Below are 20973 nucleotides of genomic sequence, written 5' to 3'. Positions count from 1 at the left end.
CCCTCAGATCCGGCGGGCCAGGTCGGCCGCGCCGATCACCCCGGCGCTGTTGCCCAACTCGGCGGGGAGGACCTCGGCCACCGGCAGGCGTCCCCGCTGGGCCAGCGCGTCGAGGTACGAGCGACGCGTCGGGCCGAGCAGCAGGTCACCGGCGTCGATCACGCCGCCGCCGACGACGAGGGCCTGCGGGTCGAGGATCTGCGCCATGTCGGCGAGGCTGGTGCCCAGCCACCGGCCGATCTGCGCGAAGGCCTCGGCGGAGACCGGGTCGCCGCCCTGCGCGGCGGCGGTCACCATGTGGCCGGTGATCGCCTCGGGCTCGCCGCCGGCCAGCTCCAGCAGGGCGGTGGCCCGCTGCGGCTCCTGTCGGGCGCCGGCGCGGGCGAAGCGGACCAGGGCGCTGCCGCTGGCGTACTGCTCGATGCAGCCGAGCCGCCCGCAGCCGCACTGGTGCCCGTCCGGTACGGCCAGCATGTGGCCCAGCTCCGCGGCGATGCCGTGCGCGCCGCGCATCAGCTCGCCGCCGAGGACGATGCCACCGCCGACGCCGGTGCCGATGGTGAACATGATCATCGAATCGTCGGCGGCGCGGGCCGCGCCGTAGCGGAACTCGGCCCACGCGGCCACGTTGGCGTCGTTCTCCACGATCACCGGCAGGCCGACGGCGGCGCTCACGTACTCGCGCAGCGGCTCGTCGCGCCAGGCCAGGTTGGGGGCGAAGAGCACGGTCGAGCGGGTGGCGTCGATCCAGCCGGCCGCGCCGATGCCGACCGCCTCGATCGTCCGCCCGGCGGCCAGCTCGTCGACCAGCTCGATAATGACGTCGCGGGTCTTCGCGACGTCGTCGGCGGGGGTGTCCCGTCGGCTCTGCACGAGGACCGTGCCGGTGTCGTCCACGACACCGCCGGCCACCTTCGTGCCACCCACGTCGACTCCGATGGTCAGCGTCACCGCCGCCGCTCCCCTCTGCTGTGCTGTCCGGATCGCGCGCGCCACGGGGCACGCCGGTCCGGATCGCGATGTCCCGCGCTCAGGCGCCGCCGCCCGGCGCGTCCGCGCCGGTGTCGTCGGACGCCCGCGAAGCGGGCACCACGGGTCGGCTGGTCGGCACCGGCGCGGCCACCGCCCCGGCGTCGTCGACGGGTGCCGCGGTGGCCGGGGCGGACGTGTCCGCCGACCGGGTGGCGACCGACCAGACATCCCGCTCCGGCGCCGGTTGGGAATCATGCCCGGTGCGGGTGGCATCGCGCCACACGTGCTCGTCGACGGCCTCGGCCGACCGCGCGGTGGAGGCGGGCCGCACCGGCTCGCCGTCGCCGCCCGCACCGGCCGCCGCCTGCGACGACGCGGCCGGCTCCGGCACGGTCGTCGGGGACGGCTCCGACGGCGCGAACGCGCGGAGCAGGCTGGCCACGCCGGCGGCGAGGTCGCCGGCGCCGGTGGCGAGGCGTTCGGCGAATTCCGGACTCGGATCGCGCAACGCGGCGATGCCACGACAGACCGGGCAGACGCAGCATTCGGCCGAACCGGTGGCGAAACCACCACGGGCGCGATCGCCGCCGCCCGGAGCGGCACTGTGACCGAGGACACCGGCCAACATCCCGCCCAACGGGCCGAACGCGCCGCCCGTCGACCCGCTGGACGCCAGACGCGCCCCCGCGAGCAGGGCCGCCACCAGACGCTCCGCCTCTTCCCGGGCCGAACCCGGGTCCGTTCCGCCCACCCTCGGCTCCTCTACCCCACCGCCGGACGCGTCACTGCGCCACGCCGGGTGCTTCTACCCGGCGCTTGAGCTGCTTCAACGCCGTATCCATGATCATTTTCTCGGCCTTGCGCCGAAACATGCCCAGCATCCCCACGGACAGCTCGACCTCCAGCGTGTACGTCACCGTGGTGGTCCCGTCCGGGTTCCCCACCAGGTCGTACGAGCCACGCTGGCTCTTCTGCATCTTCGAGGGGGCGACCAGGTGCCACTCGACGCGGGACAGGTCCTCGGCGTACTCGTAGGCGAGCACGTACTCGTCGGCCATCACCCCGGCGTCGATGGTGAACCGCACCTGGCTGGCGTAGCCGTCCTCGTACTCCTCGATCACCTCGGCACGGCGGACCGCCTCGGTCCACTCCGGGTAACTCGGGAAGTCGCAGATGACCGTCGCCACCCGGTCGGGTGACGCGCCGATGATGATCGACTGGGTGGAGGAGTCCGCCATGGGGGGAGGCTACCCGGCGGACGCCGCGCACACCCCGCGCCGCCCCCGCCGCGCCCTGCCTACCCCACCCGAACCGCCCGCCGGGTAGGTTTCGACAGAGCCGACGCTCTCGGGCAGAGTCCGGCCCAGGCCAGTGCGAGCACGAAGGAGTGCAAGTGCGCGAGTTCTCCGTTCCGCCGATCGTCACCGTTGGCGAGGCGGCCAACCTCACCGATCCGGTCTGGGACAACGCCGAGATCGCGCCGGACACCGTGCAGTTCGCCCGCGCCACCCGCTCCGCCGACGGTGGCGACACCACCACCTGGGCCGAGGTGACCTGCCTGCAGTTCCGCGACGAGGTGGCGGCCGTGGCCCGGGGCCTGATCGCCGTCGGCGTCCAGCCGGGCGCGCGGGTCGCCCTGATGAGCCGGACGCGCTACGAGTGGACCCTGCTCGACTACGCCATCTGGGCGGCCGGCGGCGTCACCGTACCGATCTACGAGACCTCCAGCGCCGAGCAGGCCGCCTGGATCATCGCCGACTCCGGCGCGGTCGCCGCGCTTGTCGAAACGGACGCCCACGCCGACCTGGTCGCCGGTGTCCGCGACCGCCTCCCCGAGCTGGCGAACGTCTGGCAGATCGACCGGGGCGCGGTCGACGAGCTGGTCGCCGCCGGCGCGACGGTCGAGCTGGCCCAGGTGGAGCAGCGTCGCAAGGCGGTCCGCGCCGACGACCTGGCCACCATCATCTACACCAGCGGCACCACCGGCCGCCCCAAGGGCTGCGTGCTGACCCACCGCAACATGTACGCCGACATCGCCAACGCGGTGCCCGTGCTGCCGAACCTGTTCAACGCCGGCGCGAGCACCCTGCTCTTCCTGCCGCTGGCGCACGCGTTCGCCCGGCTCATCCAGATCGGCGTGGTGCAGGCACGGGCCACCCTCGCCCACTGCGCGGACACCAAGAACCTGGTCGGCGAGTTGCAGGAGTTCCGCCCGACCTTCGTGCTGTCCGTACCCCGGGTGTTCGAGAAGGTCTACAACGCGGCCAAGCAGAAGGCCGAGGCCGACGGCAAGGGCGGCGTCTTCGCCCGCGCCGAGCAGGTCGCCATCTCGTACAGCGAGGCGCTGGAGACCTCGCGCGGGCCGGGCCTGGCGCTGCGGGCGCAGCACGCGGTCTTCGACCGGCTCGTCTACCGCAAGCTGCGCGCCGCGCTCGGCGGGCGGTGCCGCGACGCCATCTCCGGCGGCGCGCCCCTGGGCGCGCGGCTCGGCCACTTCTTCCGCGGCGTCGGCGTCACGGTCCTGGAGGGGTACGGGTTGACCGAGACGTCGCCCGCCGCCGCCGCGAACCTGCCCACCGGCACCCGGATCGGGAGCGTCGGCCGGCCGCTGCCCGGCGTGACCGTCCGGATCGAGGACGACGGCGAGATCCTGATCTCCGGCGAGCTGGTGTTCCAGGGTTACTGGCACAACGATGCGGCGACTGCGGAGGCGCTCAGCCCCGACGGCTGGTTCCGCACCGGTGACCTGGGCCAGCTCGACTCCGACGGCTACCTGAGCATCACCGGCCGCAAGAAGGAGCTGATCGTGACCGCCGGCGGCAAGAACGTCGCCCCGGCGGTGCTGGAGGACCAGGTCCGGGCGCACCCGTTGATCAGTCAGTGCGTCGTCGTCGGAGACGCGAAGCCGTTCATCGCGGCGCTGGTCACCATCGACGAGGAGGCGCTGCCGGCCTTCCTGGCGAACGCCGGACTCCCCCCGGAGACCTCGGTCGAGACGCTGCGCGACCACGAGGGCCTGCGCGCCGAGGTGCAGTCCGCCGTCGACGCCGCGAACCAGACCGTGTCGAAGGCCGAGGCGATCAAGGTCTTCCGGATCCTGCCCCGCGACTTCGCCGAGGCCACCGGCGAGCTGACCCCGTCGCTCAAGGTCAAACGGCAGGTCGTCCACAAGACGTACGCGGCGGAGATCGCCGACATCTACCGCGGCTGACTACGATCCGTCACGTGCCCGCATCCACAACCGCCGCCCCACACCCGCATCCTCTCGCCGCGGCCGCCCGCCTGGTGATGCTGGCGCTGGTCGCGATCCTGACCCTGTTCGCCACCCGCGACGTCACTCAGCTGTGGTGGATCGCGCTGCTGGCGGTCGCCGGGCTGCCCTCCCTGCTCGCACCGCAGCACCGGCTGGTCGGGCCGCTGAGCCGGGTGGCCGAGGTGGTGGTGCTGGGGCTGGCCGCGAGCCAGGTCGCCGCGGTCGCGTCGATCGGCGGCACGGTCGACGGGCTGGGCGCCTCCGCCGTGCTGCCCTACCTGGCGGTGCCGGTGACCGTCACCGCGCTGCGCCGCCGTTTCCGCGAGGGCGCGGCGCTGCTCGCGGTGACCGCCGGCACGCTGCTGGTCAGCGGCGCGCTGACCGAGGTCGACGGGGAACGTCAACTCGGCCAGGTGGGCTACCTCGCGGTCTGCGCGCAGTGGTTGATCCTGGCCGCGCTCGGGCTCTACGCCGCCGGCACGCTGCACCGGGTGATGGCCGTACGCGCCGACGGCAAGCCCCAGCCGTACGCCGAGGCCACCCGGCTGTTGACCCAACTGCGGACGGTGGCCCGGCAACTGCCCGGGGCGACCCTGGACCCGGGGGGCATCTCCGAGCACCTGATCGACGAGCTGCGCACGGTGGCCCGGGCGGACCGGGGCGCGGTGCTGTCCGCCAGCGGCGGCGGCCGGCTCGTGGTCCTCGCCCAGGCCGGGGCGGACCGGGTGGACTGGGAGACGACGCTGGACGCGGACTCGGCCATCGCCGACGCCTGGGCCAGTCAGCAGGCCACCACCGCCGCCCGCTCGCAGTCCCGCTCGCACCGGGGTCCGGACGTGTCCGCGCTGATCGTCCCGCTGGTCGCGGGGGTACGCACGGTGGGGCTGGTGGTGCTGGAGGCCGATGTCGCGCAGGCGTACCCGCCGCCGGTCGTGTCCCGGGTGACCGGGTTGACCCGGCCCGCCGCGCTGCGGCTGGAGGCGGCGCTGCTGTTCGACGAGGTCCGGTCGCTGGCCACCAACGAGGAGCGCCAGCGGCTGGCCCGGGAGATCCACGACGGGGTGGCGCAAGAGTTGGTGATGGTCGGCTACGGCATCGACAACGCCATGGCCACCGTCTTCGACGACGCGGACGAGACGGCCGAGGCCCTGCGGACGCTGCGCGCCGAGGTGACCCGGGTGATCCAGGAGCTGCGGCTGAGCCTCTTCGAGCTGCGCAGCGAGGTGGACCGGCAGGGCGGGCTGGCCGCGGCGATCGCCGAGTACGCCCGCACCGTCGGCGCATCGGGCGGGTTGCGGGTGCACCTGTCGCTGGACGAGTCCACGGCCCGCCTGCCGGCCGCCACCGAGGCCGAGTTGCTGCGCATCGCGCAGGAGGCCGTGACCAACGCCCGCAAGCACGCCGGAGCGTCCAATTTGTGGGTCACCTGTGAGGTCGACCCCCCGTACGCGCAAATAGAAGTGTCGGATGACGGTCAGGGGATGGCTGACCAGCGCCCCGACGGGCGGTACGGTCTTGCGATCATGGCCGAGAGGGCGGAACGTATCCGGGGCCGGTTGGAGATCAGGCCGCGGCAACCCAGCGGCACGACCGTGGCGGTGGTTCTCGGCACCTCGGCCCGGCGCGATAACGTGCGTGACAGCGCAGCACCAGAAGGGGAGTAACCCGAGGATGACCACAAGTCCGACACCGGCCACCCGCACCAAGGTTCTCCTTGTCGACGATCATGACCTGATTCGTAAGGGCCTGCGGCACGCCTTCGAGCGCGACCGTCAGTTCGAGGTCGTCGGCGAGGCCGCGACCGCGGCAGAGGGGGTACGCCAGGCCGGCGCCCTCCAGCCGGATGTGGTGATCATGGATCTGCGGCTGCCCGACGGCAGCGGCCTGGAGGCCACCCGCGCGCTGCGCAAGTCCAGCGCGTCGATGGGCATCGTGGTGCTGACCATGTACGCCGGCGACGACCAGCTCTTCGGCGCCCTGGAGGCCGGGGCGAGCGCCTTCGTGCCCAAGACCGCCCCGGCCGACGAGGTCGTGGCCGCCGCGCGGCACGCCGCCTCGTCGCCGAGCGCGTTCACCGCCGCCGACCTGGCCGAGGCGATGAAGCGTCGGCTCGCCCCCTCCGGCCCGCAGCTCTCCCCGCGTGAGGGTCAGGTGCTGCGGCTGCTCGCCGACGGGATGAGCGTGGCGGGCATCGCCAAGCAGCTGTTCGTCAGCGAGTCCACGGCGAAGACGCACATCTCCAAGCTCTACGAGAAGCTCGGCGCCGCCAACCGGGCCCAGGCCCTGATGACCGCGCTGCGACTCGGCCTGCTCGAAGCGCCGGACGCGCCGAAGTTCTGAACGCGCGCCCGTTCGTCGAGCGGAATCCCGTAACCGAAGGTCCGCGCCGGCTCGCCGCCGGCGCGGACCTTCGCGTATCGACCGACGTCCGCGACGAGTGGACGGGCACGCTATGGTCTGGCGGGTACCGCGGGGGCAGAATACGCGCGCGGGCGATGACGTCCGCGTCGTGGACTCAAGGGGTGAGCGCATGCAGCGGCCGGACTGGGCGCCCGACACCATCGACATCGAGCGCCCGAGCGTCGCCCGGATGTACGACTACTACCTCGGCGGATCGCACAACTTCGCCGCCGACCGGGCCGCCGCGCAGGCGATGGTGGCGGCCGTACCGGAGGCGCCGCTGGCCGCGCAGGCCAACCGGGCGTTCCTGCGCCGGGCGGTCCACCACCTCGCCGAGGCCGGCGTACGCCAGTTCCTGGACATCGGCTCGGGCATCCCCACGGTCGGCAACGTGCACGAGATCGCCCAGCGGATCGACCCGGCGTCGCGGGTGGTCTACGTGGACGTCGACCCGGTCGCGGTGGCGCACAGCCGGGAGATCCTGGCCGGCAACGACCGGGCGACGATCGTCCAGGAGGACCTGCGGCACCCGGAGCGGATCCTGGCGCACCCCGACACGCGCCGGCTGCTCGACCTCAGCCAGCCGGTGGCGGTGATGATCGTGGCCGTCCTGCACTTCGTCCCCGACGACGACCGGCCGGCGGAGTTGCTGGCGACGCTTCGGGACGCGTTGGCGCCCGGCAGCTACCTGGTGTTGTCGCAGGCCAGCGACGACGGCCGCGCCGGGGAGGAGCGCGCCGAGGCCGAACGCGTCTACCGGCGCACCGACAGCCCGCTCACCATTCGCAACCGGGCCGAGTTGACCGCCCTCTTCGACGGGTTCGAGCTGGTCGATCCGGGCGTCGTCTGGGTGCCACAGTGGCGACCGGACACCCCCGAGAGCGCGGAGGACGCCGAGCGGGCGGTCTTCATGGGCGGCGTCGGGCGACTCGGTGACTGAGCCGCCCTCGGCGGTCACCCGCCCCGGCACCTTCGCCCGCGCCTGGGCCAAGGCGGTCTCTGGCACGAGCTACCTACCGATGACACAGGCCCAGCTCGAGGCCCTGTTGCAGAGGCTCGCCGGTCAGTTGGCCCAGGCGCTGCTCGCCGAGCCGTTCGACCTGCGGGCCGGGCACCGGGTCGGTGCGGAGTTGGTCGCCGCGCACATCGCGTCCGCCGAGGGACTGGGCCGTACCGTCGAGGTGATCCAGCTTCGGCTCGTGCGGGACCTGGGACTGGTGTCCGAGGACGTCGAGGACCGGATGGCCCGACTCCTGGCCGCCGTGGCGACCGGTTACGCCCGCGCGCTGCGGGACCGCACGCTCGATGAGCAGGAGTCCATCCGCCGGGCCGCCATGATGGCGCGTACGCAGGCCGAACGGGCGCTGCGGGCCAGCGAGGCGCGGTTCCGCCACCAGGCCACCCACGACCCGCTCACGGGTCTGCCCAACCGGACGCTGTTCACCGAGCGGCTCACCGCCGCGCTCAACGAGCCGGGCCGGGGCGCCCAGCGCGTCGGGGTGTGCTTCCTCGACCTGGACCGCTTCAAGGTGGTCAACGACACGCTGGGACACCAGGTCGGCGACCGGTTGCTGACCACGGTGGCCGACCGGCTGCGCCAGTCCCTCGGTGAGCATCTGGTGGCCCGCCTCGGTGGGGACGAGTTCGTTATCCTGGTGGAGGGCGCGGGCGGCACCGACGCGGTCGTGGAGGTCGCCGAGAGCGCTCTGGCCGCGGTCCGGACCCCGGCGGTGGTCGACGGGCACGAGCTTCAGGTCACGGCGAGCGTCGGCATCGTCGAGCGGCAGGTGGCGGGTTCCAACCCGAGTGACCTGATGCGGGCCGCCGACAGCACCCTGCACTGGGCGAAGTCGGCCGGAGGGGCGCGCTGGGCGCTCTACGACGCCGAGCGCAACCGCCGCGAGCTGGCCCGGTACGCCCTGTCGGCGGCCATCCCGGCCGCGCTGGAGCGGGGCGAGTTCTATCTCGACTACCAGCCCCTGACCTCGCTGCGCGACGGCCGACTGCTCGGTGTGGAGGCGCTGGTCCGGTGGCGACACCCGGAGCTGGGCGTCCTACGGCCGGACAGCTTCATCGCGCTGGCCGAGGAGACCGGTCTGATCGTGCAACTGGGCGGGTGGGTGCTCGCCGAGGCGTGCCGGGAGGCGGAGGCGTGGTCGTCGGGCGGCGCGCAGGCGCCGTTCGTGAGCGTCAACCTGGCCGTCCGGCAGGTGCACCGGCCCGGCCTGGTGGCGGAGGTCCGTACGTTGCTGAGCCAGACCGGCCTGCCGCCCGAACGACTCCAGTTGGAGATCACCGAGAGCACGATGATGAGCAGCGCCAAGGAGCCCGTCCGGGCGCTACGGCTGCTGGCCGACCTGGGCGTACGCATCGCCATCGACGACTTCGGCACCGGCTACAGCAACCTGGCGTACCTGCGGGATCTGCCCGTCACCGAGCTGAAGGTGGCCGGCGAGTTCGTGGCTGGCCTGCGGTCGCCGGCGGTGGGGCGTACCGACGAGCGGATCCTCGCCTCGCTGGTGTCGCTGGCGCACGCGCTCGACCTCACGGTGACCGCCGAGGGGGTGGAGACCGCCGGGCAGGCCGAGCGGCTGCGGGCGATCGGCTGCGACGCCGCCCAGGGCTGGCACTTCGGGCGCCCGGCCCCTGCCGACCGCATCCTGGCCCGCATCCGCTGACCCGGCACGGGCGCCCGCACCATCGCCCACGGGCGTAGACAATGTCTACGGCGAACTGGTAGACAGTGTCTATGACCGTGGAGGAGGCCGGAGTCCGGGACCGGCTGGTGGCGGCCGGAGTCGACCTCGTGCTGCGTGAGGGCCAGTCCGCCGTGTCCCTGCGGGAGATCGCCCGTCGGGCGGGTGTGTCGCACGGCGCCCCGCGCCGCTACTTCCCCACCCACGTCGACCTGCTCTCGGCCATCGCCCGGGAGGGCTTCGCCGACCTCACCGCCCGGGTGGAGCGGACGATGCACGCGGCCGGCGCGGAGCCGCGTACCCGACTGGTCGCGCTGGCCCGGACGTACCTGGACTTCGCCGCCGGGCACCGCGGCATGTTCGAGCTGATGTTCCGCCACGACCTGCTGGCCAGCAGCCGTCTGCGGCTGCGCGAGACGAGCCTGCCGCTGTTCACCCTCCTGACCGACCTGGTTGCCCAGACACGCCGGCCGACCGCACCGCCCGCGCCGGTGGTGGCCGGCGCGCTCTGGGCCAACCTGCACGGCATCGCCCAGCTCTGGGCCTGGGGCAGCCTGCCGCTGGCCACCGGCGACCGCGACGACGACACCGTGCTGCGGGCCGCGCTCGACGCGCACCTCGGCCCCGCGCGGAACTGAACGGGAGAAGACGTGCCCCTGCTGTACGACCTCGGCAAACTGACCGTCGGCTCAGCCCTGCGACTGGGCTGGCGACCCCGCGTCCAAGGGCTGGAGCACCTGCCCCGCCGAGGCGGGGCGATCCTCGCCAGCAACCACCTGTCCGTCGCCGACCAGGTGGTCCTCGCCTGCCTGACACCCCGACACGTGACGTTCTGGGCCAAGGCCGAGTACTTCACCGGCAGCTGGCTCAGCCGGCACGTCGTGGCCGGCATGGGCGCCATCCGCGTCGAACGGGCCGGCGGCCGGGCCGCTCTCACGGCCTTCGACGCGGCCGTGCCGGTGTTGCGCGCCGGCGGTCTCGTCGCCATCTTCCCGGAGGGCACCCGCTCCCCCGACGGGCGGCTCTACCGCGGCCGCACCGGAATGACCCGGTTGGCCCGCGACGCCGAGGTGCCGATCATCCCGGTCGGCGTACTCGGCACCGCCGAGGTGTTGCCGGTCGACGCGCGAATCCCCCGCCGGCACCCGGTCGCCCTGCGCTTCGGCCCGGCGATCCCGGTCGCCGGCCGCATCACCGGGCCGCGCGACATCCGGGCCATCACCGACGAGGTGATGGCCGCGATCCAAGGGCTCACCGACCAGGAGTACGTCCCCAGCTACGCCCCGCCCCGGCAGGCCCGACCCTGAAGCAGCGGCGGCGACGGTCAGCCGGCCAACAGGGCCGCCATCCGCTGCGCCTGCGCCTCCCAGCGCCACTCCCGCTCCACCCACGCCCGGCCGGCCGCACCGAGTTGGCGGGCCAGATCCCGGTCGCCGAGCAGCCGGGCGACCCGGTCGGCGAGCTGCGCGACGTCCCGGCCACGGACCACGTACCCGGTCTCGCCCTCCCGGACCGCGTCGGGCGCGCCGCCGGAGTCGCCGGCCACCACCGGCAGGCCGGTCGCGGACGCCTCCAGGTAGACGATGCCCAGCCCCTCCACGTCCAGGCCGCGGTTGCGGGTACGGCAGGGCATGGCGTAGACGTCGCCGGCCGCGTAGTGCGCGGGCAGGTCGGCCGCCGGCACCGAGCCGGTGAAGACGACGTCCCGCTCGACGCCGGTCTGGCGGGCCAGCTTCTCCAGGGTGGCCCGGTACGGCCCGCCGCCGACGATCAGCAGCGCCGCGTCGGGCACCCGGCGGCGGATCTCCGGCAGTGCCCGGATCAGCATGTCCTGGCCCTTGCGCGGCACGAGACGCGACACGCAGACCACCACTGGCCGGTCGGTCAGCCCCAACCGGGCCCGGACCGGCTCGCCGTCCACCGACGGGTGGTAGGCGTCCACGTCCACGCCCGGCGCGAGCCGTCGCAGGTCGGTCACCCCGGCCAGCACCCGGGCGAGCCGGGCGCGCGTGTACTCGCCGAGGTAGGTGGTCACGTCGACACCACGCCCGATGCGCCGCAACGCCGGCCGCGCGGCCGGCAGCGCCGCCCAGCCCACCTCGTGGCCGTGGGTCTGCGCCACCACCCGGCGTACGCCCGCACGCCGGCGCAGACCGGCGGCGAGCAACCCCAGCGGGGCCGCCGCGCCGAACCACACCGTGTCGCAGTCGTACGCGCGGGCGAGCCGGGCGGCACGCCGGGCGATCAGCGGGGTGGGCAGGAGCACCCGGGTGCGTTCCCGGATCACCTCGAACGGCTGGTCGGCGTCGAACTTCTCCGCACCGCGCCAGCTCGACGCGTAGACGACCACCGACCCCGCCGGCTGACGCACGGCGAGGTTGTGCACGAAGGACTGGATGCCACCCGGGCGGGGCGGAAAGTCGTTCGTGATCAGCAAGGTGCGGCTCATCGGCGTGCCTCCCGGGCGTACGCGCGGGCGGCGGCCATCCGCTCCACGGTGGACGGATGCGAGGCCGAGTAGAGGTATTCCCACCGCGGCGGGTCGGGGTCTCCCAGGTTGACCGTGCCGAGACGGCGCTGCATCGACTCGAAGGCCGCCGGGTCGCCGGTGAGCGCGAGCGCGTGCGCGTCGGCCCGCGCCTCCACCCGCCGCGACACCAGCGCCTGCACCGGGGTGGCGACCAGACCAGCCACCGTGACCAGGGCGATCACCAGCGGAAACGCGCGTGGATGGGCGATCGAGTCGACGCCGGCCAACCGCAGGAGCAGCCCCCACGAGCCGAGCAGGTAGAGGGCCACCACCGCGGCGGCGACACCCAGCGCCCCGGTCAGCGTGCCCACCGCCACGTCGGAGTCCTTCGCATGGCCCAGCTCGTGCGCCACCACGGCCGTCACCTCGGCGGGGTCGGCCTCGCGCAGCAGCGTGTCGTAGACGACCACCCGGCGGGTCGGGCCGAGGCCGGAGACGTACGCGTTGACCGCCGTGGTCCGCCGGGAGGCGTCGGCGACGAGCACGTCGCGCACCGGCACCCCGTCGCGGGCGGCCATGCTCATCAGCTCGGTGCGCAGCGCACCCTGCTCCATCGGGGTGAACTTGTTGAACACCGGCTCCACGAGCACCGGCAGCACGAACGACAGCAGCACCACCAGCAGGGCCGCGCCCGCCGCGCCGAGCGCCCACCACCACCGCGGCGCGAGCCGGATGACCAGGTAGAAGCCGAAGAGCGCCACCGCACCGATCACGGCGCTCACGGCGTACGACTTGAGCAGGTCGACGGCCCAGCCACTCCATCCGTTGGTGCTGAGCCCGTAGCGGGTCAGGACGGTCTGCCGCCAGGCGGAGAACGGGAGGGTGAGCAGGTCGGCGACGAGCACCACGGCGAGGCCGCCGAGCACCGCCTGGGCGATCCAGTGCCCCCCGAAGGGCCGGCCCACCAGCTCGACCAGGCGACTGCCCAGCGGGGTGAGCCCCAGCGCGACGGCGATGAGCAGCCCCACGGCGAGCGCGGCGTAGCCGCCGGGACGCAGCGCCGCGCGGAACTCACGACCCCGGGCCACTTGCTCGGCCGGTAGGTCCCGCAGCGCGGCGAGTTGGTCGGCACGGGGAGCCGGAGGCCGGTGCCAGGGGACGAACACGGCGACGGTCACCAGCAGGGCCACCGTCAACCCGGCCAACGTCAACAACGCCCAGCCGCGCGGGCTCACCGGGGCACCGCCGTGGCCACCACGCCCAGCGCCCGGGCATGATCACGCCGGCACGCGGTGGCGTCGTGTCGGCGCGCGCGGCCGCGCCACCGCCACCCGGCGCCGGCGCGCGGGGCACCGACGGGCCCGCCGTGCTCGCGTCGTACCCCGCTCATCCCGCCGCTCCTCCCGCCGTGACCGCCCATCCTATGGCCCGCGAAAAGCCCGCTTCGGGGCCGGTGACGCACGTCGCCGACCCGGCCACCGGATGGCCCCGGCGCGAGGGCTCAGGCCACCCGGCGGACCCGGCGCGCGCCGGCGCCGGGCCGGGCGGGAGCACCGGGCCGAACGGGAGCGTCGGGCCGAACGGGAGCGCCGGGCTGGGCGGGAGCGGCCAGCACCTCGACGTCGAAGCCGGCCCGGGCGAACACCTCGATCGCCTCGACCTCGGCGGCGACCAGCCCGGCCGCCGGGGACGTGTCGTCGAACAGGGCGGTCAGCGGGCAGCCGGAGCAGCCGTCGGCCCGCTTCGCGCACCCGTCGCAGTCGATGAGCATCACGCCTCCTGATCGCTCGCGATGCGCGGCCGACACCCTGTCGTCGCCACCCGAGCACCGTCGGTCACATCGACGTTATCCACCGGGTACGACAGAACCGCCCGTTGAGGGCTAGATCGACTCCAGATCAGCGAAATCGGGGTATCCCGCACGGTCGGACAGCCCGACATCGCCGACCTCGCGCGGGCGCACCAAGCGAATCGCCGGTCAACTGCCGGTCAAGCGCCTGTTCCGTCGATCCAGGTCACTGCGATCGTGGTGCTACGTCCGGGCTACGCCGGGCGAGGCCCCAGCCCTGGCCGTCGGTCCGGGCCGAACGGAACGGGTCGCACCCACCCTGACTCAACGGAGGCTTCGACATGCGCGGACCATCTTCGACCACACGCTCCCGGCTTACCGCCGTCGCGCTCCTCGCGGGCGTCACGACGGCCGCGGGCGGGCTCGTCGCCACACCGGCGCAGGCCACCTCGGGTCTCGGCTGCAACTACCCCCGCGTCTGCTTCTGGGTGACCGGGAACCCGTACAACGGCAATCCGCCGACCGCGTCGTTCCAGGACACCTACTACCAGACCCTCGGGTCGCGCAGCAGGGGCGCGGACTGGGTCTACAACAGCCGCAACGACGACGGCGCGAAGATCTTCTACTCCAACGGCGACTGGGTCTGCGTCGCGCCGGACGAGCTGGCCTACCTCGAGCCGTACGGCTACGCGGTCGCCATCGACATCATGGACTCCCCGTACTGCTCCTACTGATCCGCCCACCGGAGGTTGACGACATGAATCCACGACGTCTCCTGGCCGCCTGCGCGGTCGCGGTGACCGCAACGGTCGGCCTGGTCGCCACCCCGGCGTTCGCCGGTGGTTACTTCACGACGAAGACGGACCTGAACCTGCGCTACTGCCAGTGGCTGAACAACTCGCAGTGCTCGGTCATCCTCACGATCCCCAAGGGCCAGTCGGTCTACCTGAACTGCTGGGCGACCGGATCGTCGGTCAACGGCGACACCGTGTGGTACAACGCCTTCTACGGCAACGCGAGCGGCATGCTCGCCGGTGACTACATGTACACCGGCCACGACCCGAACCCGTCGGTCTCCCGCTGCGTCTGACCCGCGATCCGGCCGCTGGCGCTGACGCGCCAGCGGCCGGATCCGTACGTCACGGGTAGTACACCCGAGGGCTGGTGTAGGTGCCGTGAAACGCTCCGCTGCACGTGTAGACCTCGACTACCGCCACGGCGGAGCCCTTGAAGTTGTTCATCACGTTGACGTTGCGGCTGATCGGCCCGAACCGGCCGGTCCGGTTGAGGTCGTAGTAGATCCAGGAGGTGTTGCCGTTGTTGCTGGTCCGCAGCTGGAGGTACGCCGTGCACCGGGACCCGTCCGGGGTGGCGTTCATGTAGAAGTCACCCACCACGGTCTGGTTGGAGCCCTGGTACGAGATGCACGAGCTGATCGGGTAGGCCCCGGTGCAGCCGCCCCCCGAGGCCGCCTGGGCCGCTGCCGGCGCGACCAGGAGCGCCGCCAGTGTGACGACCGTGCCGAGGATGGTGCCCAGCAGTCTTTTTCCCATGTCGTTCGCCTGCCTTCGTCCGGTGCCCGGCGGTGCCGGGCGGATGCGGACACCGTCACGCACCGGACCTGCCGGAACCTCGCCAAATTCTTGCCCACCCCGACGACCCGGCCATGGTCGGCACCTGGACGCCGCCCGAACGGCGCTCCCGGCCGGCGCCCCGCCTTGCCGAGCCCTCCTACCGTGGGGCCGTGACCAGCGGGGGTAGGCAGTACGGTCGGGGGTCATCGAGATCGCTGACGAGGATGACCGCCGTCCGCCTGAGTGTCCGGGCGAGACGCTGCCGCGCCGGAGGACCAGCGCGATGAAGCGTTCCGTCATCGTGGTGGCAGGGATCGCCTGCGCTCTCGCCGTGCTGATCGGGTTGATCACGACGTGGGTGGGCGGCGACACCGACGGAACGGTCTCCGGCAAGGACCTGGTCTCCACGACGGCCTGCAACCGCAACGGCCAGAACTGCCGCCTGCGAACCTGCTACCGGATCACCTACGTGACCGACAGCGGCCGAAGCAGGAAGTCGTGCGTGCCGAAGACCCGCTACGACCGCATCCGCATCGGTGACCGCTTCTCCGGATAGCGCGCCCGCGGCGACCTCCGACGTGCGGTCAGGAGCGGGCGAGGCGGCGCAGCAGCGAGTCGGCCCCCAGCGGGTACGCGCCGTGCCGGCGTACCCCGTCGGCGACCTCGCGGTCCGACGAGACCACGACGACCGGACGCCCCGCCGGCTCGGCGCGGACCAGGCGTCGGATCAGCTCGTCGGCGGTCTCGCCCTTGCGGGAGAAGAGCACCCGTACGCCGCGCGGGGCGGGCGGCAGCCCGTGCATCCGCTCGGCGCCGTCGAACACGACGGTGACCTCGTCGCCGGTCTGCGCGGCGATGCCGCCCAGTCCGCTGATGAGGCGCTTGCGCTGCTGCTCCAGCGACATCTCGCCGAAGCCGCGCTTGGTGACGTTGTAGCCGTCCACCACGAGGTGCGCCCGGGGCAGGGCGAGCAGCTGGTCGAGCCGGGCCGGGTCGTCGGTGTCGCGGGCGCGCGCGGCCGGGCCCGCCGGGGCGGTACCGGGCTGCTCGGCGAACGCGTCGGCGACGAAGTCGGCGGGGAGCTTGTCGACCGGGTCGAGCGCCAGCTCCCGGCGCAGCCCGACGGCGGCCTGACCGATGGTCTCCAGCAGCAGCCAGAGGCGGGCGTCGTCGACCGAGCGGGCCTCCTTGGCGCTGGCCCGGGCCACGCCGGCGGCGGCCTCCGCCTCGGCGAGCCGGGCGCGGGCGCGGCGTAGCTCGGCGTCGACGTCCGCGCTGGCGCGCGCGGCCCGGCCGCGTTCGGTGGCGAGAAGTTCGCTGGCCTTGCGCTCGCGGGCCTGCGTCTCGCGAAGGGTGCGGGCCAGCTGACGGGACTCCTCCCGGAGCTGGCCGAGCTCCTCGCGGACCCGGGCCAGCTCGTCGCGGAGCTTGTCGGCCTCGACCCGGGCCACCGCACGGTCGTGTTCGGCACGGGTGGCCCGCTGCTCGGCCTCGCGGACCAGCTCGGCGACGACGGCGCTGTCCGCCTCGGCGCGGACCGCGGCGCCGCTGGCGTCGATCAGCGCCCGCCAGCCGCGCGGCCGGACCAGGTACGCCAGTGCGGCCACCTCGACCGGGTCGGCAGCGGCCGGCGCGGTGCCCTCGACCACGGCCGCCCCGAGGTCACCGGCGTCGGCCAGCACCCGGGCGGTGACCCGCTGCCGGAACAGCGGGTCGGCGGTGAGCTGGGCGGCGATGGCCGGAGCGCCGAGACGGGCGCGCCGGTTGGGGGCGAACTTGGCCACCCGCCGCAGCGGCACCGGCACCTCGTCGGAGGGGAGGCTGGGCAGCACGGCGGCGGTCAGCGCCACGATCCGTTGCCGGACCGGCTCGGGCAGCGTCGGCTCCGGCTCGATCGTCGGATCACCGCCCGAATCGGGGGGATTGTCACCGGCGTCCGGATCGCTCACCGCGCCGTCGCGGGCGACCGGATCCTCCTGCGGGAGGTGGTCGTCGTGCGGCTCGGCGAGGGGCATGTGGCAAGTCTCCCACCGCTGGCGGGCCCACCGCCTGGTGAGTGAGCCGATCTCTCATCCTAGCCCCATGGTGGCTGCTGGGACCTCTGCGACGGGAGTGTCGGACCGGGGCGCTAGCGTGCCGCCGATGGCACAGGCGGAGTACGTCCAGGAGTCACTGGCCGGTCTCGACCCGGCGGTGGGCGGGGTGGACCCGGCCCTGCCGCTGTACGCGACCACCTTCGTGGTGGTCGACCTGGAGACCACCGGCGGCGCGCCGGACGGCGGCGGGATCACCGAGATCGGCGCGGTCAAGGTGCGCGGCGGCGAGGAGCTGGGGGTGCTGGCCACCCTGGTCAACCCGGGGCAGCCGATCCCGCCGTTCATCACCGTGCTGACCGGGATCACCCAGGCCATGCTGCTGCCGGCCCCGCCGATCGAGGAGGTGCTGCCCAGCTTCCTGGAGTTCATCGCCGACGCCGTGCTGGTGGCCCACAACGCTCCGTACGACGTGGGTTTCCTCAAGGCCGCCTGCGCCCGGCACGGCTACCGCTGGCCGAACCCCCGCGTGCTGGACACGGCGGCGCTGGCCCGGCGGGTGCTGACCCGCGACGAGGTGCCCAACCGCAAGCTCGGCACTCTGGCGGCGTACTTCCGCACCGCCACCCAGCCCACCCACCGGGCGTTGGACGATGCCAAGGCCACCGTCGACGTGCTGCACGGTCTGATCGGTCGCCTCGGCGGGCACCGCGTCGACACCGTCGGCGACGCCATCGAGTTCGCCCGGGCGGTCACGCCGACGCAGCGCCGCAAGCGGCACCTGGCCGAGGGGCTGCCCCGGGTCCCGGGGGTCTACATCTTCCGGGCCGCCGACGACCGGCCGCTCTACGTCGGCACCTCGGGCGACATCGCCACCCGGGTGCGCAGCTACTTCACCGCCGGCGAGAAGCGCGCCCGGATCTCCGAGATGCTGGCCGCGGCCGAGCGGGTCGAGGCCGTGGAGTGCGCGCACTCGTTGGAGGCGGAGGTTCGCGAGCTGCGGCTGATCGCCGCGCACGCCCCTCCGTACAACAGGCGGTCGAAGTACCCGGAGCGGATGGTCTGGCTCAAGCTGACCGACGGGCCGTACCCCCGGCTGTCGATCGTGCGCGACATCTCCCCCACCGACACCGCCTACCTCGGGCCGTTCACCTCCCGGCGGGCCGCGGAACTGGCCGCCGCCGCCTTCCACGACGCGGTCCCGCTGCGCCAGTGCACGCACCGGCTCTCGCTGCGCACCGTCACGCCGGCCTGCGCGCTGGCCGAGCTGGGTCGCTGCCCGGCGCCCTGCGAGCACCGGATCACCCCCGAGGAGTACGACGACAGAGCCGTCGAACCGTTCCGGACGGCCACCACGAGCGACCCTCGGCCGGTGGTGGACGCGCTGCTGGCCCGGATCGACGTGCTCGCGGCCGACCAGCGCTACGAGGAGGCCGCCGTGGTGCGGTACCGGCTGGCCGCGGTGCTGCGCGCCACGGTGCGGATGCAGCGGTTGGCGGCGCTGACCGGGATCGCCGAGCTGGCGGCGGCCCGACCGGCCGCCCAGGGCGGCTGGGAGCTGGCCCTGGTACGCCACGGTCGGCTGGCCGGCGCCGGGGTGTCCCCGCCGGGCGTCCACCCGAGACCCACGCTGAACGTCATCCGGGCCACGGCCGAGACGGTGTCGGGTGGGCACGGGCCGGTGCCGTCGGCCACCGCCGAGGAGTCCGAGCGCATCCTGTCCTGGTTGGAGCGGCCGGAGACCCGGTTGGTCGAGATGTCGTCCGGTTGGTCTTCCCCGGCGGGCGGCGCGGGGCGCTTCCGTGACCTGCTGGCGAAGGCCGAGAGCGGGGCGTCGCACCAACTCTCGACCGAACGCTCATGACCAACTGACCGATCGGACTACGTCGACTCGCTTAGGCTGTTAAGGAAGTGCAGTCCTGCCCGTTTCGTGGGCCTGCTCCGTTCACCGGGTCCGGTGACCGCGGAGCCGGGGTGAGGAGGTGTCCCTCGTGGACGTCGACGCCGGACACGGCGCCGCCCTGGGGGGTGCCCTGCCAACCCAGTCGGGCGAGCTGCCCCTGACCCGCCGACTGCGGTCGTTGCTCAGCTGGCCGACCACCGACTCCGACCCGGTCACCCACCTGGTCCGCACCCATCGGGGCATCCACGCCGGCACCGATCCGGCGGTGCTGCGCCGGGCGTACACGATCGCGGAGAACATGCACCGCGGGCAGTTCCGCAAGAGCGGCGAGCCGTACATCACCCATCCTCTCGCGGTGGCGCAGATCTGCGCCGAGCTGGGCATGGACACCACCACCCTGGTCGCGGCGCTGCTGCACGACACGGTCGAGGACACCCGCTACACGCTCCAGGCGCTCTCGGAGGACTTCGGCCACGAGGTGGCCCACCTGGTCGACGGGGTGACCAAGTTCGACAAGGCGTTCTACGGCAAGGCCGCCGAGGCGGAGACGGTCCGCAAGATGATCGTCGCGGCGGCCAAGGACGTCCGGGTGCTGATCATCAAGCTGGCCGACCGGCTGCACAACATGCGGACGCTCGGGGTGCGCTCGGCGGCGTCCCGGGAGCGGATCGCCCGTAAGACGCAGGAGGTCCTGGTCCCGCTCTGCGACCGGTTGGGCATCCAGACCCTCAAGCGCGAGCTGGACGACGTGGTGCTGCTGCACCTGGAGCCCGACGAGCACGCCCGGCTGGCCCGGCACGTGCACGACCGGCCCGGCTGGGAGGCCTACCTCGACGCGGTGGTCAACCGCGCCCGGGCGGCGCTCAAGCGCAGCCGGGTCGACGCCGAGGTGAGCCCTCGTCCCCGGCATCTCTACTCGATCTGGAAGGACACCGTCGCGGGCGGCCACACCGCGCCGTACGACCTGCCCCGCATCTCGGTGGTGGTCGACGGCCCGGCCACCGACTGTTACGCGGCGCTGGGCGCGATCCACGGCACGTGGCGGCCGGTACCGGGCCGCTTCAAGGACTTCATCGCCTCGCCGAAGAACAACCTCTACCGCTCGCTGCACACCAGCGTCTGCGGCCCGCAGGACCGTACGGTGGAGGTGCTGATCCGCACCCAGGAGATGCACCGCGCGGCCGAGTACGGCATCGCCGCCGACTTCCGCTTCCCGCGCTCGGGCAGCGGCAGCGCGGCGGCCCGGGCCGAGCAGCTGGACTGGCTGCGCCGCGTGCTCGACTGGGAGCCGGAGGCCGCCGACCCCGCGCAGTTCTACGAGTCGCTGCGCTGCGACCTCGCCGAGGGCCAGATCCAGGTCTTCGCCGACGGTCGTCAGGTGGTGCTGCCGGCCGGCGCCACACCCGTCGACCTGGCGTACGAGCTGGGCAATCATCGCGGCGACCACTGCCTCGCGGCCCGCATCAACGGCCGGCTCGCACCGCTGAGCTCGGAACTGGACGAGGGCGACGTGGTGGAGATCTTCACCGAGAACGACGCCGACAACGGCTTCGAGGCCGCCGCCCCGCGCGGCCCGCGCAAGGAGTGGCTGGAGTTCGTCAAGTCGCCGCACGCGCAGATGCAGATCAACAGGTGGTTCGCCGAGCACACCGAGCCGGGCATCACGATCAGCGACAAGGTACGCCTCGGTCGGGCCACCATCGGTCTCGCCCTGCGCCAGCACAACCGGGGCCTCGCCAGCGACCTGCCGCTGCTGCGGCTCTCCGAGGAGCTGGGCTATCCCGACCTGGAGACCCTGCTGGTCGCGGTCTTCGACCGGGTGATCGAACCGGACGCCGTGGTACGGCAGCTCATCGAACTGGTCGACCATCGACAGTGACTCC

General features: G+C 73.4%; 21 protein-coding genes. 12 read left to right on the top strand and 9 right to left on the bottom strand.

Going from position 1 to position 20973, the window contains the following annotated elements:
• Positions 1 to 3: 3 nt before the first annotated feature.
• From ABZ272_RS09285 to ABZ272_RS09275, 3 genes are all read right to left on the bottom strand, one after another.
• Positions 4 to 951 carry an ROK family glucokinase gene (locus ABZ272_RS09285; protein WP_355049407.1) on the bottom strand — a complete coding sequence of 316 codons (948 nt, stop codon included), beginning with the start codon at positions 949 to 951 and terminating at the stop codon, positions 4 to 6.
• Between the two features lie 79 nt (positions 952 to 1030).
• Positions 1031 to 1723 (bottom strand): hypothetical protein, encoded by a 693-nt coding sequence (locus ABZ272_RS09280; RefSeq protein WP_355049406.1) that lies wholly within the window; start codon positions 1721 to 1723, stop codon positions 1031 to 1033.
• A gap of 31 nt (positions 1724 to 1754) precedes the next feature.
• Entirely contained in the window at positions 1755 to 2210 is a 456-nt protein-coding gene (locus tag ABZ272_RS09275) for an SRPBCC family protein (protein WP_355049405.1), read from the bottom strand.
• Between the two features lie 155 nt (positions 2211 to 2365).
• On the opposite strand from ABZ272_RS09275, the gene ABZ272_RS09270 reads away from it, so the two are divergent.
• The 7 genes from ABZ272_RS09270 (at position 2366) to ABZ272_RS09240 (ending at position 10628) form a co-directional block, all read left to right on the top strand.
• Entirely contained in the window at positions 2366 to 4183 is a 1818-nt protein-coding gene (locus tag ABZ272_RS09270) for a long-chain fatty acid--CoA ligase (RefSeq protein WP_355049404.1), read from the top strand.
• A gap of 14 nt (positions 4184 to 4197) precedes the next feature.
• Positions 4198 to 5889 carry a GAF domain-containing sensor histidine kinase gene (locus ABZ272_RS09265; protein ID WP_355049403.1) on the top strand — a complete coding sequence of 564 codons (1692 nt, stop codon included), beginning with the start codon at positions 4198 to 4200 and terminating at the stop codon, positions 5887 to 5889.
• A 7-nt stretch (positions 5890 to 5896) separates the two neighbouring features.
• On the top strand, positions 5897 to 6565 hold the full coding sequence (locus ABZ272_RS09260) for a response regulator transcription factor (RefSeq protein WP_007072219.1): 669 nt from the start codon (positions 5897 to 5899) through the stop codon (positions 6563 to 6565).
• Positions 6566 to 6755: 190 nt separating this feature from the next.
• A complete protein-coding gene (locus ABZ272_RS09255) occupies positions 6756 to 7565 on the top strand; it encodes an SAM-dependent methyltransferase (protein ID WP_355049402.1) in 810 nt (269 codons plus the stop codon).
• Positions 7566 to 7644: 79 nt separating this feature from the next.
• Positions 7645 to 9303, top strand: a complete 1659-nt coding sequence (locus ABZ272_RS09250) for an EAL domain-containing protein (protein WP_355049611.1) — start codon at positions 7645 to 7647, stop codon at positions 9301 to 9303.
• A gap of 71 nt (positions 9304 to 9374) precedes the next feature.
• Positions 9375 to 9959 (top strand): TetR/AcrR family transcriptional regulator, encoded by a 585-nt coding sequence (locus ABZ272_RS09245; protein ID WP_355049401.1) that lies wholly within the window; start codon positions 9375 to 9377, stop codon positions 9957 to 9959.
• 12 nt (positions 9960 to 9971) lie between these two features.
• A complete protein-coding gene (locus ABZ272_RS09240) occupies positions 9972 to 10628 on the top strand; it encodes a lysophospholipid acyltransferase family protein (protein ID WP_355049400.1) in 657 nt (218 codons plus the stop codon).
• Positions 10629 to 10645: 17 nt separating this feature from the next.
• Here the strand turns inward: ABZ272_RS09240 and ABZ272_RS09235 are convergent, their stop codons facing one another.
• From ABZ272_RS09235 to ABZ272_RS09220, 4 genes are all read right to left on the bottom strand, one after another.
• On the bottom strand, positions 10646 to 11770 hold the full coding sequence (locus ABZ272_RS09235) for a glycosyltransferase family 4 protein (protein ID WP_355049399.1): 1125 nt from the start codon (positions 11768 to 11770) through the stop codon (positions 10646 to 10648).
• Positions 11767 to 13026, bottom strand: coding sequence for a M48 family metallopeptidase (locus ABZ272_RS09230; protein WP_355049398.1), 1260 nt, complete (start codon positions 13024 to 13026; stop codon positions 11767 to 11769). Before ABZ272_RS09230 ends, ABZ272_RS09235 begins: the two co-directional genes overlap by 4 nt.
• A complete protein-coding gene (locus ABZ272_RS09225) occupies positions 13023 to 13181 on the bottom strand; it encodes a hypothetical protein (protein ID WP_355049397.1) in 159 nt (52 codons plus the stop codon). The genes ABZ272_RS09230 and ABZ272_RS09225 overlap by 4 nt, the downstream gene beginning before the upstream one ends.
• Positions 13182 to 13292: 111 nt before the next feature.
• A complete protein-coding gene (locus tag ABZ272_RS09220) occupies positions 13293 to 13562 on the bottom strand; it encodes a hypothetical protein (protein ID WP_355049396.1) in 270 nt (89 codons plus the stop codon).
• A gap of 359 nt (positions 13563 to 13921) precedes the next feature.
• Between ABZ272_RS09220 and ABZ272_RS09215 the strand changes: the two genes are divergently transcribed.
• Positions 13922 to 14314 (top strand): hypothetical protein, encoded by a 393-nt coding sequence (locus ABZ272_RS09215; protein ID WP_355049395.1) that lies wholly within the window; start codon positions 13922 to 13924, stop codon positions 14312 to 14314.
• Positions 14315 to 14337: 23 nt separating this feature from the next.
• Positions 14338 to 14670, top strand: a complete 333-nt coding sequence (locus tag ABZ272_RS09210; RefSeq protein WP_355049394.1) for a hypothetical protein — start codon at positions 14338 to 14340, stop codon at positions 14668 to 14670.
• 49 nt (positions 14671 to 14719) lie between these two features.
• Here ABZ272_RS09210 and ABZ272_RS09205 read toward each other — a convergent pair whose 3' ends face one another.
• The gene (locus tag ABZ272_RS09205) at positions 14720 to 15133 is read right to left on the bottom strand and encodes a hypothetical protein (RefSeq protein WP_355049393.1); all 414 of its coding nucleotides are present in this window, start codon (positions 15131 to 15133) and stop codon (positions 14720 to 14722) included.
• Positions 15134 to 15437: 304 nt separating this feature from the next.
• Between ABZ272_RS09205 and ABZ272_RS09200 the strand changes: the two genes are divergently transcribed.
• Positions 15438 to 15710 (top strand): hypothetical protein, encoded by a 273-nt coding sequence (locus tag ABZ272_RS09200; protein WP_355049392.1) that lies wholly within the window; start codon positions 15438 to 15440, stop codon positions 15708 to 15710.
• Positions 15711 to 15738: 28 nt separating this feature from the next.
• Here ABZ272_RS09200 and ABZ272_RS09195 read toward each other — a convergent pair whose 3' ends face one another.
• On the bottom strand, positions 15739 to 17169 hold the full coding sequence (locus tag ABZ272_RS09195; protein ID WP_355049391.1) for an NYN domain-containing protein: 1431 nt from the start codon (positions 17167 to 17169) through the stop codon (positions 15739 to 15741).
• A gap of 127 nt (positions 17170 to 17296) precedes the next feature.
• On the opposite strand from ABZ272_RS09195, the gene ABZ272_RS09190 reads away from it, so the two are divergent.
• The gene (locus ABZ272_RS09190) at positions 17297 to 19051 is read left to right on the top strand and encodes a DEDD exonuclease domain-containing protein (RefSeq protein WP_355049390.1); all 1755 of its coding nucleotides are present in this window, start codon (positions 17297 to 17299) and stop codon (positions 19049 to 19051) included.
• 127 nt (positions 19052 to 19178) lie between these two features.
• Positions 19179 to 20969: an HD domain-containing protein gene (locus ABZ272_RS09185; protein ID WP_355049610.1), complete on the top strand. Its 1791-nt coding sequence runs from the start codon at positions 19179 to 19181 to the stop codon at positions 20967 to 20969.
• The last annotated feature ends 4 nt before the right edge of the window (positions 20970 to 20973 follow it).

This window comes from Micromonospora sp. NPDC005979, from assembly GCF_040614415.1.
Classification (GTDB): domain Bacteria; phylum Actinomycetota; class Actinomycetes; order Mycobacteriales; family Micromonosporaceae; genus Micromonospora.
The sequence above is the reverse complement of the archived record's forward strand: the minus strand, read 5'-3'. Positions and strand labels throughout refer to the sequence as shown.